This window comes from Bartonella sp. B17 (genome assembly GCF_053795755.1).
In genome coordinates, this window is the sequence record NZ_CP200032.1 from 1205443 (window position 1) to 1219980 (window position 14538).

At 38.1% G+C, this 14538-nt stretch carries 13 protein-coding genes, 1 tRNA gene and 3 pseudogenes; 6 read left to right on the forward strand and 11 right to left on the reverse strand.

The window, feature by feature from the left end; translation table 11 throughout:
- Positions 1-344 precede the first annotated feature (344 nt).
- Complete coding sequence (locus tag V4B18_RS05375; RefSeq protein ID WP_455475438.1) at positions 345-494, reverse strand: hypothetical protein; 150 nt, start codon at positions 492-494, stop codon at positions 345-347.
- Between the two features lie 398 nt (positions 495-892).
- Between V4B18_RS05375 and V4B18_RS05380 the strand changes: the two genes are divergently transcribed.
- Positions 893-982: transfer RNA gene (locus V4B18_RS05380), tRNA-Ser, on the forward strand.
- Between the two features lie 227 nt (positions 983-1209).
- On the opposite strand, the pseudogene V4B18_RS05385 reads toward V4B18_RS05380, so the two are convergent.
- From V4B18_RS05385 to V4B18_RS05430, 10 genes and pseudogenes are all read right to left on the reverse strand, one after another.
- Positions 1210-1701 (reverse strand): annotated as a pseudogene (locus V4B18_RS05385) (DUF721 domain-containing protein); the annotation flags it as partial.
- A gap of 134 nt (positions 1702-1835) precedes the next feature.
- The gene (locus V4B18_RS05390) at positions 1836-2654 is read right to left on the reverse strand and encodes a DNA adenine methylase (protein WP_455475439.1); all 819 of its coding nucleotides are present in this window, start codon (positions 2652-2654) and stop codon (positions 1836-1838) included.
- A gap of 142 nt (positions 2655-2796) precedes the next feature.
- The gene (locus V4B18_RS05395; RefSeq protein ID WP_455475440.1) at positions 2797-3795 is read right to left on the reverse strand and encodes a phage late control D family protein; all 999 of its coding nucleotides are present in this window, start codon (positions 3793-3795) and stop codon (positions 2797-2799) included.
- A complete protein-coding gene (locus V4B18_RS05400; RefSeq protein ID WP_455475441.1) occupies positions 3786-4040 on the reverse strand; it encodes a tail protein X in 255 nt (84 codons plus the stop codon). Before V4B18_RS05400 ends, V4B18_RS05395 begins: the two co-directional genes overlap by 10 nt.
- The gene (locus tag V4B18_RS05405; RefSeq protein WP_455475442.1) at positions 4037-4483 is read right to left on the reverse strand and encodes a phage tail protein; all 447 of its coding nucleotides are present in this window, start codon (positions 4481-4483) and stop codon (positions 4037-4039) included. The genes V4B18_RS05400 and V4B18_RS05405 overlap by 4 nt, the downstream gene beginning before the upstream one ends.
- Positions 4480-6822, reverse strand: coding sequence for a phage tail tape measure protein (locus V4B18_RS05410; RefSeq protein WP_455475443.1), 2343 nt, complete (start codon positions 6820-6822; stop codon positions 4480-4482). The genes V4B18_RS05405 and V4B18_RS05410 overlap by 4 nt, the downstream gene beginning before the upstream one ends.
- 130 nt (positions 6823-6952) lie before the next feature.
- Positions 6953-7366, reverse strand: a complete 414-nt coding sequence (locus tag V4B18_RS05415; protein WP_455475444.1) for a hypothetical protein — start codon at positions 7364-7366, stop codon at positions 6953-6955.
- Between the two features lie 8 nt (positions 7367-7374).
- Positions 7375-7893, reverse strand: a complete 519-nt coding sequence (locus V4B18_RS05420) for a phage major tail tube protein (RefSeq protein WP_455475445.1) — start codon at positions 7891-7893, stop codon at positions 7375-7377.
- A pseudogene (locus tag V4B18_RS05425) lies at positions 7890-8213 on the reverse strand (phage tail protein); the annotation flags it as partial. The pseudogene V4B18_RS05425 and the gene V4B18_RS05420, both read right to left, overlap by 4 nt.
- A gap of 201 nt (positions 8214-8414) precedes the next feature.
- A complete protein-coding gene (locus V4B18_RS05430; RefSeq protein ID WP_455475446.1) occupies positions 8415-8642 on the reverse strand; it encodes a hypothetical protein in 228 nt (75 codons plus the stop codon).
- 35 nt (positions 8643-8677) lie between these two features.
- Between V4B18_RS05430 and V4B18_RS05435 the strand changes: the two are divergent.
- The 5 genes and pseudogenes from V4B18_RS05435 to lipB all read left to right on the forward strand — a co-directional run.
- Positions 8678-8990: pseudogene (locus tag V4B18_RS05435) on the forward strand (ATPase, T2SS/T4P/T4SS family); the annotation flags it as partial.
- A gap of 324 nt (positions 8991-9314) precedes the next feature.
- Complete coding sequence (locus tag V4B18_RS05440; protein ID WP_455475447.1) at positions 9315-9512, forward strand: hypothetical protein; 198 nt, start codon at positions 9315-9317, stop codon at positions 9510-9512.
- A gap of 126 nt (positions 9513-9638) precedes the next feature.
- Complete coding sequence (locus V4B18_RS05445) at positions 9639-10382, forward strand: HesA/MoeB/ThiF family protein (RefSeq protein ID WP_455475448.1); 744 nt, start codon at positions 9639-9641, stop codon at positions 10380-10382.
- Complete coding sequence (locus V4B18_RS05450; protein ID WP_455475449.1) at positions 10379-11635, forward strand: MFS transporter; 1257 nt, start codon at positions 10379-10381, stop codon at positions 11633-11635. The genes V4B18_RS05445 and V4B18_RS05450 overlap by 4 nt, the downstream gene beginning before the upstream one ends.
- Positions 11636-13768: 2133 nt before the next feature.
- Complete coding sequence (lipB, locus tag V4B18_RS05455) at positions 13769-14503, forward strand: lipoyl(octanoyl) transferase LipB (protein ID WP_455475450.1); 735 nt, start codon at positions 13769-13771, stop codon at positions 14501-14503.
- The last annotated feature ends 35 nt before the right edge of the window (positions 14504-14538 follow it).

Genomic DNA, 14538 nt, shown 5'->3' on the forward strand with positions numbered 1-14538 from the left:
TTATTCCATTATATGCACTCATTATATGTAAATATTTACACATTTTAATAATTTTTAATTTGAAGTTAATCTCTTTAATAACCGCAATTTCCAACAGAACAGGATTAAATCGAGAATTTCTTTATCGTTCTCTAAGCGAAAACGGTGATCCGCTACTTTCTACTTTTTAGTATCTTGGACGCCTTTGATTTGCAAATTAGCTTTAAATTGCCTCCTAATAATAGTAAAGATAAACCGCTCTAGAAAAAATTTAATGAGATATTTTTTTTATTCCCCAAAGATATGCAAAAGTACACAAACTATAGAACTCAACAAGGCTTTTATCTACTTCTTTGTAAACATCTTTATTTCCTAGCGGCTTCCGATAATTTTTTGATACCTTTATTAACTTCATCGATAAGAGGTTCAAGATCTAACACTGTGCTGGAAACTTTACCTCCATGAATCCACACTTTCACTTGTGCTGTAGTACTGAAATCTGTTTTCTCTGGCATGTCATAGTGCTGATAATCTTCAAATTCTTCATATTTTCTGAAGTCATCTTCATGTTGAGATTATAAAAATACTTAGTACAATCAAGCCTTCAAGGCATATGACCAACAGCTGTTGCCACAAATCTTTTTTGCAAAACTGATCACATAAACTAAAAAAAATCTGTGTAGATGTGCTCTAATTTTAAGCTTTCTCACATAATTTTCATGATCATATATGAAAAGAATCCACAACTAAACGGAAAAAAAAATAAAGCTACTAGTTAATAAAAATACTCAGAAATTAAAAAAATTAGAAGTTATTTTTAATCTGAACTCAAGTAATGTCATTAAAAGCGTTTAAAAGCACATTTAAATGATTGACCTTTTACAAAAACTTTGTAAAAAAGTGTACTCAATTTGGAGGGGTGGTCGAGCGGTTTAAGGCACCGGTCTTGAAAACCGGCGTGCAGGAGACTGTACCGTGGGTTCGAATCCCACCCCCTCCGCCACTGTAGCTTGCCACTTGTATGTAGCTTGCCACTTCGTTTTGCACTATTGTAGCTTGCCACTTCGTTTTGCACTATTTGCCACTGTAGCTTGCCACTTCGTTTTGCACTATTTGCCACCTCGTTTTGCACCAATTGATTTTTTTTCAAAGGGTTTTCAAGGGGGCTTTAAAGGGACTTTTAAAGCCCCTCAAAGAGTCTTTATTTTCTGTTAAAAATGATGTTTCGGTATTATTTTTTTCTGCAAAAATAGCACAACCAAATTCATAAAGTGATTGGTACAGTTTTCTATTTGTAATCCCCTCAAGAATCTTTTTTACACATTGTTTATCTTCTTCAGTTGGCACTGGGGTTGTTGGTAAACAATCAGGAAAAGATATAGATCTTTGTTCTATTTTTATACGATCGATAGCTATGTATCCAAAAAAGCCATTAATCCTATGAAGAAATTCATCTTTTTCATGAAGTAATTTCAATGCAGTAAATCCTTCACAAGCCACAACAAGTGTTGCGGGTTGAAAAGGATCATCAACATTAACTCGATGCTTCCAAATAATTTTTAATGGCATTGTGTGCTCACCGATATCGGATCCCACAATCTGTAACCAATGCTCTATCAGAGCTACATTGATCCCTGTGCGCTTAGATAAAACTGGGTCAAGCATTTTAGATGCAGTCTCAGAAAGAGAATGAAAACGATGCTTTTGAAAGTGTTGTGCCATTTCTATTATTTTCTCGATTAATGTTTTTCTTTCAATTTTATATCAATTCATTTTTTTTCAAAGAATTTTTAAAGGGCTTTCAAAGGGTCTTCAAAGGGGTTTTAAAGCCCCTTCAAAGAGTCTTTTTTCTTCTGTTAAAAATGGCAATTTGTGATGATTAGTTCTTTGGCAATAGCATTATTTGAGCTGCAACATGTATAAGATGTGGTGACCTCTTTTATATGGAATTGACTAAAGGTTTTCCGAATCTCTGGCACATCATTTAAAGAGAGAAGAAACTTGCCCTTTAATTGCGCAAGGAGCGCAGACATCGTCTGGTAATCCTCCCGCTTAAACAAGCCCTTTCCATAGTAATCCTCAACACCAAAATAAGGCGGATCAAGGTAAAACAAAACGTTGGGCTTATCATAGCGCAGCATAAAGTCTGACCAATCTGTATTTTCAATTGTAACCCCTGCCAAGCGGCGGTAAAGAGGCTCTAATAACGCTTCGACTTTAAAAGGATTAAATCGTGCACCACGGCTTGTTTCAACGCAAAACGTGCGCTTGACCACCTTGCCGCTAAAACTCAACCGTTGTAAATATAAAAACCGAACAGCACGCTCCAAATCGGTTAAATCCTTTGGATCTTGTCGTGAAAGACGTAGAAACTCCTCACGGCTGCTGATCTGGAACTTTAACAGATCTATAAAGGGCTGATAATGGCGTTGCAACACGCGGAAAAGATTCACTACATCGCCTGAGCGATCATTGATGATTTCCGCAGCTGGTATCAATTTTCTCCTAAAGAAAATCCCACCCATCCCAATAAAAGGTTCGGCATAAACGTTGTGCGGAATCTCTTCAATGATTTTGACAACGGTTTTGGCTAACCTTCTTTTGCCACCAATATAAGCAGCTGCTGGTGTGACAGGAGCAACAGATTTTAATGTTTCAGAATAAATTGTGTCCATACTTTCTTAACTTCTTCCATCCATAATAGCCATCTTCTCATTGCTTTGAGTGATAAGAAGTGGCTGCGATGTTATGTTTTCTGGCATCGGACGGGTTTTGTCGCTAACTTATCCCCGTTGGCTGGAGAAACCAGCCCAGCCTCTATTGCTTGCTATTTCCCCTTTCCTTTTCTGGTGCTTCTAAGATAATTTCTGTGGTATAGCCGCTGGCTTTTTCATAGCGATGGGTCACCATAGAGGCTTTCCATTGTCCGTTCATTTCCCCACGAAACCCACAGAGCAAAAGAGGTTGATTGGCCATGATTTCTGGTTGACCCTCTAACAGTAACGAACCACTTCCCACAGCACGACAAAGCCTCTCTCCTTCTGAGGCTGCTGCTGCTAGAGCCTCTTCCTTACAGCTATAACAACCGCGCAAACGCCGCGTGGAACCTTTGTAACTTGTCTGATGTTGGATCTGTAACTGTTGCCCTTTGGCTCGATCAAAATAACTAGCTTCAACCACACCATATTGTGTCCGTGGTTCTACTCTAAACTCCCAGTGAGAACAGTGATGCTTATGGATTTCGAGCGGCGGTAAATTGTCATCGCTTAAAAACAAGAACTTATGATCTTTGATTAAGAAACGTGCCTGCATTCGATCCGCAAGACGTGTCAAAAAATCGAGTACCGATTGATCCGTGCACACAACATAAGACAAAGACTGTTGGTAAAACTTTGGGCTAACTTTTGCTTGATAACCATGACGCTTGGCTAATGTTTCAACAATATGCCCAACCGTTTGATTGTCAAAATGTTCACTGCTTTGTGCTTTGATTTCTTGACGCATGGAAGCGCTTTTGCCACAGATGCGCAAGATTTCTCCATCATGACCGCCGATACTCATGACCGATTCGATAACAAAACGCCCCATAAATGCACTGATGCTATCCTCATAGCCAAAAGTCACCTGCAGCGCACTGTTGCTGGCCGGAACCTCTAAATCATTGCCGCTATCATCAAACTCTGCTTCAAAATTATCGGATTCATTCCCCGCATGATCGATAAGGGTTGCTGTTAAAAGACGTTGGTAAAAAACCTCATGAACGGGCTTGTCCCCTACTTTTACCATAATGAAAGGGCGTGCATGTCTTAATCCCATAAGCGCTTCACCGTACTTTTCTTCTCAAGCAGGATAAATTCAGGAAGGACAACGCTTAATCCACGAGGCAAAAAATAACCATATTGAGCAAGACCTAGATTTGCCGATAAAGTGGCTTCTAAATACCCTTCTAAAGCTCTAACCTGAGTGCGATCCCCCAAAACAGAAACGGCATGCTCATAGCAAAGCAAATCAAGACTCATATCTTCTAATTCGACAAACAAACGTTTTTCAGGAATCTTCATTGATATTGCCCCATCTGATATTGTCCTTGTGGTTTTCCCCCATCAAAAAAGGGCAAAAGACTGATGGAATAGCGAATGCGCTGAGATTGGCCAGAGCGGCTGATATAGTCATGATCTTGACGGATATTGGTAATGACGACAGATCCATGCAAAAGAGCACTATAGGTAAAATCACTGATCCAACGGATCATGGGAACAGGCTTGGCCGCTCGAATGGTTTTGGTGATGGCATCAATTGCTTCACGGTCGCCAAACTCCTCTGGAAACAACACACCATGAATGGTTTTAGGATCATTGCCATAGCCGGTAAACTGCAAGCTCGGCGCCCGCCCAAAACGTGCCATCGAAACCCATGTGGCTGAAAACTCCTCTTCAAACGATTGGAAATTGAGCCAATCGACATAAAATTGATGGGATCCTAGCATCATAAGGGGATCATTCATTCCGTCCCTCCATGGAGTGCATTGGCTTGTGCACGTTGAATCGCAGCACTAACGGCGCGCCCTGTCGTAACAGGATCACGCGCACCATTGACATGTACCGTGACATTTTGATTGTGATAAACACGGCTTTTATCTTTGTCTCTTGTCTCTGTTTCAGCAAATTGTCTGTTATTTGCACCAGCAAATTGTGGGATGGGCTGAATGGCTGTTTTGCCCCCAAGCCAACTTGGCAAATGGAAAAGGTCCGATAAATCAACCTGCCCAATCCATGTCTTGATGCGACTTGGCAAGGATGTAAAAAAATCGCTCAACCTCGTGATGGAGGCACTAAAGCCATCGATAATCCAATTGGCCAAGTCCTCCCCTGCTTGTTCCATACCGGCTTTGGCATCCTCAGAGAGCTTTTCTTGAGCAAAAAAACCACCAAGCCATTGCCAAAAGTTGGAAAGGCTTTGTTTAAATCCATCCCACACATTGCCAAACCACCTGCCAACAGCGCCAAGTCCTTGTTTGAACTTTTGCCAAGCTTGAGAGAAATCAAAAGCAGCGGCAATAATGTTTTTCCACTTGGTGATAGTGGCTGTATCAGCGCCAAAAAAACGCATCATCGCTTCAAACGCACGACCAAAAGCGCGCGCCATTCCCCGTGCAAAACCTTTAACAAAGGAAGAGAAACGATCCCAATATTTCCATAAGAAAAAAACAGCTGCAACAATAACGGCTATAGCAGCGGCAATCACAGCTCCTATCGGGGTAAAAACAGCCCCAACGCCTGCGGCAATGCCAGCAGCAGTTGCTTCAATCATTGTTCCAAGCCAACCAAAAACTGTGGCTAAGGCACTCCCTGAAACCATAACCCCACGCAAAGCACCGCCTAATAAAGCCACAGGGCGCGACAACAGGGCAAAGCTTCCACCAAGACTCGCACTCAATAATTCAAGGAAGCGACCTGAAGTTGCTAAAGCGCGCAAATTTGTTACAAGTCCGCGACTGAGTGCCCCAAACTTTATAAAGGAGGAGATTAATTGAAGAAGCCCAAGGCGCGTTCCAGCCATCGTAAAACGAACAACCCGTAGCGTAATATTAAAAGCCATGAGAGCTGCAATGGTTTTAATGATAACACCGGTTAAAATCGGATGTTCATTTGCCCACGCCACAAGCCCGTTGATAAAAGTACCAACACTGGCCATTAAATTATTGACAGGGGGCAAGAGTATTTCACCAAGAGTAATGCCCAAAGCCACGATGCGGTTTTGCAAAAGTTCAAATTGTTTGATGGCTCCTGTTGCTTGTTTATCGGCTTCTTGTTCTACAGACCCTTTAAAGACTTTTGGATCTTCAATAAATTTTAAAGCTTGCTCTAACAGTTCCGGATTACCAACCAATTTAGCAAAATCGCCGGTAAAGTCACGTCCAGCAATGGCAATGAGAGAACGCATACCCTTTTCTGATTGACCTAAGACATGAAAAAAGCGAACTAAGGTACCGGTTGCATCTTTATCCAAATCTTCCATGAACTTTTGACGTGAGAGACCTATATGAGTAAAAGCATCTTCAATATGCTTACCACCTGCCTGAATGCGTGCACTGATTGCGTTAAAACCACGCGCAGCGCTTTCTGGAACAATACCAGCAGAAATCATTGCCGTACCAAAAGCCGCGGTTTCACGTGCTGTGAGTTTAAACATGGTTGCCGCACCGGTGGCACGATTGGTAAAATCGGAAACTTCACTAGCTTTTGCCGCCATATGATTGGAGAGATGATTGATGGCATCGCCTAAATCTTCAATGCCTCTCTGATCCAATTGGAAAACGTTACGCAACTTAGCAAAGCGCTCACCAATTTGATCCCCTGACATATCAAATGCCACGGCAGCTTTTGCAGCATAAACGCTAAAAGCTTCCAAATCCTGTTCACCAATCCCTGCTTGGCTAGCACTGGTCATCAGTTCTAAAATTTCACGTGCCGCTAAAGGGATTTTGGTTGAAGTCTCTAGTGCAAATCGACGCAATTCGACCAATCGGTGAAGGGGTGCATCAAGAACCTTTTCCAATCCTTTCATAGACTGGTCAAATTGCATAGCTTTATAAAGGGGAGCAACCAATGTTGCTGTTTGGGCGATAGCACCCACCATACGCCCACGCGCATGACTAAAAGCGACTTCCGCATTTTTCGTCGCTTCGTGAATATGATCACTTGAAAACCAATTTTTAAAACTCTGTTGCGTCTCCTTTTGAAACCGTGCAACATCTGAACTGAATGCTTTAAGATCGCGCTTGGCAGAGGCTATCCCCTCTTGCAGATGATTAACAAAACGCACAACAAGGGAAACATCCATTACAGCATCGTTCCTGACATATGATTTGTGTACTCCTCTTGTTTGAGGCGTGCTAACTCATGGCGATAAGAAACAACATCCAGCCAATCCATCTGATTGATTTCCGAGGGAGACCATCGAAAATGAAGAGCTAATTCTGCTCCAAATTGTCCTGCATAAGGGATTGGCGTTCCGGAAAAAAAGCAAAAAATGCCTTAAACATCGCTATAACATCGACAATATCAACACGATTAATGAGTTCGACAGATTCACGCGACATATCGGCTAACAAAGCTGTAATCCCTTCTGTTGCCTCATGGGTGAGTAAAACTTCAGAAAGCTTAGCTATGAGGGTATCGTTGGTAAGCGTTGTTTTTTTGCCTCCAAGCTCAGGAAGTAGCAGTTCTGTTAACTGCGGCCCAATAAGCACTGCGAGTTGTTTGGCTTGTTTAAAATTAGGGCGATAAAAGATCAGTTTATTGCGTGTCGCTTCCTTGCCATCACTGTCCAAATAAAGGATGGGAACCTGCAATGTCACTTCGATTTCTGTCTGTAAACGTATCATGATAAACCTTACAAATTGAGAATAGAACGTCGGCGAGAGCCAATCTCTTGACCGTTACGCACAAGCCAACCGCCCCGCTTAAAAGAAAAACGATGAAGGACAGTACTGTCCCAATATTCGGTATAATCCCAAATATTTTTAATCTCGCAATCATAACCGGTCGCTTTCCCACCAGACAGACCTTCGCTATCGACCTTGACTAAACGCCCTGTAACATCGATGGAATGTTCATGCTCGCGCCCATCTTCTTCAGAAACCACATATTTTTTGCCGGTGAATTTATGACGAACTCCAGGGGCACCTCCAAAGATGCCAATAACTTCTGGGGTGTGGCTGCGAATTTTCATTTGCAAGCCAAAAGCTTTAACCCCAAGACCCCCAACATCAATCTGCATATCAGAACCACCAGGCTGATAAGTTTCTGTGATTTCTTCTAAAGTGGGGAGTTTTAATGTTTCAAGGTCTAAATGAAGATTGGTATCATCATCGACAATCAATGTAAAACCGCGAACAATTCTCAAAGTCATGCTGTCTTCCTTGCTGCATTGCGATAAATGTCAATATTATCGCCAAATTGATAGGTCATCTTGTTTTGGATATCTTCAGCCAATCGATTAAAATAAGCGCTATTGCGGCGACTGCCAAAACTTAAATCTTCTAAAGGAGGGACTTCCTCCGCATCAAATTCCACTCGTAACTTTCCTAATTGTAAATTGCTGTTCGAATTTAAATCGCGGTCAAACCAAACACGTCCTCCCAAAAGTGCTCCACGGGCAATCATATCATCTAAAAACTGCGTGAGACTGCGGGTAATGGCAAGAACATGTTGGCCTGTAAGGTTCTCATCTTTATCATTGAGCCAATCATTCAATACAGATCGACCGCTCCCAGCACGCCTTCTGCACCCTTTGTTTCTGCTTCCTCATTAGGAAGCAAAATTTTTGTCGGGCATTATTCAAGTAAAATGTCAAGAATGCCAGAACGAACGGCATCTGGCAAACTTTATATAACCATGATGACAAGACAATTTTTTCCGTAACTCTTTCAGCTACTCACGGATTTTCTCGTGAAAAACGAGATGATCAAGCATAATCCATGCTTCATCAAGCGAAAGAATAGATGGTTGGTCTTTTAAGCTTCTTTCAAATCGTCTAAAGAGATACAATAAAACCGGCAAACCATTTTTGTCATCTAGCTTCATAAGTTCATCAATTTCATAAATAATAAAATTTCCATTCTCTTTGAGTGGTTCTTGACCATCTAACAAATGTCCCATATTTTAGCTTTTTAACAATGCTAAAGCTGCACCATAGCATTTTAGAAAGAGCCGTTATCACACAACAAAACATTTTAATACCTGATAAAATTGAATCAGGTAAAATCATGCTTTCCAAAGCCTTAATTGCAAAAATTTCTGAACATAAACGAATTTTAATTTTTGAAGATACATTAAAATTTTTCGTTCCTCACGCAAATGAAATACAACTTTTTTATTCGAAAAATAATCAAAAACTCTCAAAAGCTGATGCTGAAAAACTACTCATATCTGGATTACGTATGCGACCAGATAGAATACTTTTACAAAAATTACGTGGATGGTACAGCCTTTTACCATATCAGCAATTAGGTACCACCGAAAAGAAGCCAACCAAAACGAACCTCTATTCTTCAAACATAAAAATAATCCTTAATGTGAAATATTTTCCTTTTTCTAAATCATTTTCGTTAATATTTAAAAAAGCATTGATTTTATATTACAGAATATGTATTGTAAATGATTATATTTCTCTATTATATTTTTTCTTCTACACATGGGCACTAATATAAAAACAAAAAGTTAAGGGGAGGGTGTCATGGATCATATAATTTTTAACTGATAAGAAAAATTTTCTTACTGGAATTTATTTTCCAGTGAGAAATTGATTTTGACCAATAAATGGGGGGGAAATTGATAGAACAGCAATATATTTTGGGAAAATACACACGCGTTCTTATACGTGAAAAGGATGCGATTTTTGGTGCAGGTTCAAAACAATTCATTATCACGAATAGAAAATACTGGGAGGATTTGGTACTTCTCGCAGCACAGTGGATTGAGAAAAAGACAGTGGAAGAAGCTTACAGTTTATTATCATCAATCATGTAAAGAGAGAGCTTTAACCACGCGTTTGATTTCCTTGTTTCTAAAAACTTTCTTGTTCTTGCTGAAACATCAAAAAATATCTTCAATAATCGGTATTCTAGAAGTCATCTCCATTATCAAAGTTACGGTATGGATCCAGATTCCATTCAGCGCACCCTTTCACAAAAAGTAGTCGTCATTCTAGGATGTGGTGGGATTGGGAATCATATATCAGCGATACTGGCTACCTCTGGTGTAGGTAAATTAATTCTTGTCGACAATGACGTGATCGAAATGACCAATCTTACCAGACAAATTCTTTTTACTGAACAAGATATAGGGCTTCCTAAAACGACTATTCTTCGACGTGAACTGACACGGCGAAACAGCCAAGTAAAAATTAGTGAATTACAAATGTCAATCACTGTGAAAGAAGATATCAACAAATTGCCTAAAGCAGACTTGTGGATCATTTCTGCTGATACACCTGATCAGCTGGTACCATGGATAAATGAATGGTGTGTAAAAAATAAACAAGCCTATACAAATTCCGGCTATGTCAATGACATAGCTGTGTTTGGTCCCTTTTACATACCTGGAAAAACCGGTTGCTATGCATGCAACACATCTATAAGAAGCCTTCCTGAAAAAAGCGACCGCTTAATCTACGAAGCCTGCGCGATTATCAATAATAATTTCAAAGTCGCAACATTTCCTCCCGTTAACGCTCTTTCAGCTTCCATGTGCGCCAATGACGCTCTTAAATTTTTGGGTGGTTATGGCAATCTGCTTTCCACTGATCGCCGTGTGGGAATATGGAGCAGCCAGCTTTTTGTAGAAGAGCGTTCTCTAAAAAAGAATCCTCGCTGTAAAATTTGTGGAACACAACAATGAATAAACCTAGAACGCTCGCTGTAACCTATGGATCTTACCACGCAGTACGGATGCTGATTGGTGTCTACCATGCGATTTTTTTAATGTCTATGGGTGTTAGTCTAGCGCAATTAGCTCTGCTTCAAGTCGCCTTTTCCGTTACCGTCCTTCTTCTTGATTTTCCCTGTGCTGTTCTATCTGATAAATATCAGCGTAAATACTCTGTTATGGCTGGGGTCTTTATGACGGGAGTGTTTTATCTTCTATGTCTTCAAGCCCCCAATATTACGCTACTTATTATTGCACAAATCCTTTATGCAGCGGGAATCTGTCTTATTGCCAGTGCCATTGACGGGTGGATTTACCATTCTTTAGGCAATAAACAGGATCACTTTTCGCATTATGCACATCTGTATCACCAGATAAACTCTTTCGGTAGCATTATCAGCGGTATTATAGGAATTGGAACGATATATTATTCTGGACAATATTTCATGGGATATATCATTTCATGTTTAATGATGGGGATCATTTTTTTAATATTTCTTATTGTTCCAGAAGAAGCAAAATCGGTGATTAAAAAAAATAAAACGAAAACAATCCTACAAAATGCCAAAGAAACGCTCTGGATATTTCAAAATACTGTGGGAGGGATGTGGTTTATTTTTTTAATGTGTCTTTTCAGTGCTGGTATTCAGATTATCTATCATTTCTGGCAACCAATAATACTATCAAGCGGTAAAACTGATCACCTCAATGGCTCACAGTTGCTGATACTAATGTTTTGCCATATAGGAGCCTTCTCAGCTCAATATTTTTCAAATTTACTGATGTCTAAACAGTATATTCTTGATAAAAAATATAAAAATTCCATAAAATATTTTTCGTTCTTTTCTGCCATTATGTGCGCAGCACTTTATTTTTTTGTTCATAACAATCAAATCGCTGCATCAATTATTGCGTTCTCGTTAATCCATGGATTTATTTGCACTGTACCGATAGGTGCAAAAAGCCTGTTTTTTTTAGAGCTTAACCAAGAACAAACCCAACATATTTCTGGCATCATCGGTGCCACATCTTTCAGTGGACGAATATTTTCAGTAGTGGTGTTAAGTGTTATCTCTCTTCTTCCTGCAACAATCCCACCGTCTTATTATCTTATATTACCAACCGTAACTTTTTTTATGTGCGGCTTTATTATCATGAGGTGGATGACGCATTTTAGCAAATCTAGATTAGAAGAAAACCATAAAACAATGACCGCCTCCAAATGATTTCTCTTTAAATATGGTTTACGCTTCTTTGAACCATCTGCATACACATCGAACGTTTTAAAATACGACGCATCATAATGAAAAACAGATTAAATACATCAAGAAGGCTATTATTGCCTTTAGCTGAAAATAGAAAAATTATGAAATAGATCACAACAAGAGCCACTCAAAACTAAGCAGGCATTCCCTCTTTCCAACGCCGTACCATTCTTATACTCACTTTCATCAAATACACGTTTTGCGTTTAAAGAATTAGTGCAATAAAATAATAAAAACTGACAGTATATTACCACTCACTTATCATAATGCAACCAGCAGTGATCTATATAAAGAGCTTAGAGAATGAAATTATAAATTGATAATAATCAAGCAAACTAGCGAATTCTATTGCAAAATTGGGATCGAAGTACCTAAAACAGCTGTATATTTAGACACGTTATTGGATTCATCAAACAACATGATTATAGCTTTAGCATCAGCATATAAATTAAGCCATAGCTAAATTAAGCCATAGCTAATCTCCACCCACTTTATCTTATGGAGTAAATCACGCAGGTAAAATTGTATGGCGTACGCAAATGGATCATAAACCAAGACGATACAATATACGGGAGTTTATGGACTATGAAAATTTGTTAAAAAACGACAAAATCACGCTTTTAAAATTACGAAGATACATCCCTAAAGATCGAAATTAGATAACCTTATTGAGGTTTTATTTGCATGCCTGATCAAATTAGACTGAGCATAGTCTACAAAAAACTATGCAACGCCCCTTCAAACCCATTTTAATGAAAGCATCGCATTTCAATGCTTCATATTAAATAATCAGAAAACATATCATAACAACAATTAAATGATGCAAAAGAATTCTCTGCAACGACTCAAAACTTTCTGAAAGGATACAATGTTACTCTAAATAAGTAATTGATAAGATCTTTTAAAATATAATTCAGTCATAGAGTAAAAAAAAGACCTCTAAAAAATAAACAGAGCTTCCCTATTGAAATAAAAAAAATATTATAATAGTAAAATACTAAAATTTATGAATTAATATTTTTTCTGTACAGATTTGCATTGCAATAATCCTCTTTGCATCAATGAAAAGGCGTAGGAAGTAACACCATTTATTTAAAGATTTAAATAGTAAATTTAAAACAAATGTCTTTTTCTCTATTTTTACCTGAGCTCTCCATATTACTTAAAATTTATCTATAAAAATAAACCATTTATACATGGTATGAAGCAACTAAAAATCGATCAAAGAAAGTTTTGACAACCTGTTTTTATGAGGCATGCAAGACGTAGAAATTAAAAAATCAGCCCATTAATTAAAAAAACTAGCAGCAACACGTGATGCCAATGTAGGAGCAACATTTTTGCTAATAAAAGACTTTTGGGCTGTACTGAAGATAAAATAACATCACTTTGTACTTAAGGCAGCTAATAAAAAATAACTCGCAACAAAAGCTATTAAAAAGCTTCAAAATAAGCAGCAAGGTAAGTTAAAAAAATTAATGAAACCAAAATTCCTGAACTCTTATATAATTTATTGATTTTGTTTAAATATGATATGCCCCCTCTACTACTAGATTTTTATTCGAATGTAACTTATTGATTATGACTGTAGCTTGTCATTATTGTATAATTTGACACTAGATTTTATACTAATCCATTTTTTCAAATATTTCTCAAGGGATCTTCAAAAGAACTTTAAGAGTCCTTCATAGCATGATCAAATAAGCAATTTATCCATTATAACTGGATACTAAGCATTAACCTTTATTTATTTACATTAATCATTCCTATAATGATTAATGTAAATAAAGTAAGATTCATACAAATGTCTTTAAATTAAGTATCATTTTTATACCTTGATCTATTAACTGAAATGTTGGAGGTAGACGCTCTAATAGCAAATTTTGTAGATATCGCAGATAAGGAAAACTTTAGAAGTTGAATACTGCAAGAAAATGATAAAATTAACTTGCATCCTGAAATGTAGTAAATTTACATCAAAGATAAAATCCATTGCCACTTTATATGAATTTTAATAAACTGCCTCATATATTATAATCTGTAGCTATTTTTATTAATTACAACGTAGGCTATAATGCCAATATAAATTTGCTAATGACATTTAAAAAATATATTAATCGTGATCACTTACCACATCATTTTAAAACAGTTCATGATAACTCACCAGTTGAATGGAAGATAAGTGATAATTTGATCGAATATCCTGAAGCACTGCATTACATGCAAGAGCGTGTAGAAAGTATTTTTACAAGAACTGCGCGTGAACAAGTTTGGCTTCTTGAACATCCTCCCCTTTATACAGCTGGCACAAGCGCAAATAAAAAAGATCTCTTAGTTCCTAACTTATTTCCTATTTATGAAGCAGGCCGTGGCGGTGAATTTACATATCATGGACCAGGACAACGTATTCTTTATATTATGCTTGATCTTAAACGCCGAAAACAAGACGTTCGTGCTTTTATTAGTGCATTAGAAGAATTGATTATACAAATGCTTGCGAAATTTAATATTAAAGGCGAGCGTCGTGAAGACCGAGTTGGTGTATGGATTAAAAGACCTAAATGTTTATCAACACAAAACAGTATTTTTCGTGAAGATAAAATTGCTGCTATTGGCATACGCTTGCGAAAATGGATAAGCTTCCATGGAATTTCTATAAATGTTAATCCTAATTTAACACATTATTCAGGAATTGTTCCTTGTGGAATTAAAAATCATGGCGTAACCAGCTTCATTGATTTAGGTTTTCCTATAACAATGTGTGATATTGATATTGCTTTGAAAAAAACATTTGAAGAGATTTTTGGTCCAACAATTGATGTTTTCTGAACACATTGATTTCTCAATAAAAAGCAGGCATAAAG

What these genes read in the sequence shown, in the direction of transcription:
- V4B18_RS05375 (WP_455475438.1), bottom strand. Translation starts at nt 494, where the DNA reads ATGCCAGAGAAAACAGATTTCAGTACTACAGCACAAGTGAAAGTGTGG.
- V4B18_RS05390 (WP_455475439.1), bottom strand. Translation starts at nt 2,654, where the DNA reads ATGGACACAATTTATTCTGAAACATTAAAATCTGTTGCTCCTGTCACA.
- V4B18_RS05395 (WP_455475440.1), bottom strand. Translation starts at nt 3,795, where the DNA reads ATGGGATTAAGACATGCACGCCCTTTCATTATGGTAAAAGTAGGGGAC.
- V4B18_RS05400 (WP_455475441.1), bottom strand. Translation starts at nt 4,040, where the DNA reads ATGAAGATTCCTGAAAAACGTTTGTTTGTCGAATTAGAAGATATGAGT.
- V4B18_RS05405 (WP_455475442.1), bottom strand. Translation starts at nt 4,483, where the DNA reads ATGAATGATCCCCTTATGATGCTAGGATCCCATCAATTTTATGTCGAT.
- V4B18_RS05410 (WP_455475443.1), bottom strand. Translation starts at nt 6,822, where the DNA reads ATGGATGTTTCCCTTGTTGTGCGTTTTGTTAATCATCTGCAAGAGGGG.
- V4B18_RS05415 (WP_455475444.1), bottom strand. Translation starts at nt 7,366, where the DNA reads ATGATACGTTTACAGACAGAAATCGAAGTGACATTGCAGGTTCCCATC.
- V4B18_RS05420 (WP_455475445.1), bottom strand. Translation starts at nt 7,893, where the DNA reads ATGACTTTGAGAATTGTTCGCGGTTTTACATTGATTGTCGATGATGAT.
- V4B18_RS05430 (WP_455475446.1), bottom strand. Translation starts at nt 8,642, where the DNA reads ATGGGACATTTGTTAGATGGTCAAGAACCACTCAAAGAGAATGGAAAT.
- V4B18_RS05445 (WP_455475448.1), top strand. Translation starts at nt 9,639, where the DNA reads ATGGATCCAGATTCCATTCAGCGCACCCTTTCACAAAAAGTAGTCGTC.
- V4B18_RS05450 (WP_455475449.1), top strand. Translation starts at nt 10,379, where the DNA reads ATGAATAAACCTAGAACGCTCGCTGTAACCTATGGATCTTACCACGCA.
- lipB (WP_455475450.1), top strand. Translation starts at nt 13,769, where the DNA reads ATGACATTTAAAAAATATATTAATCGTGATCACTTACCACATCATTTT.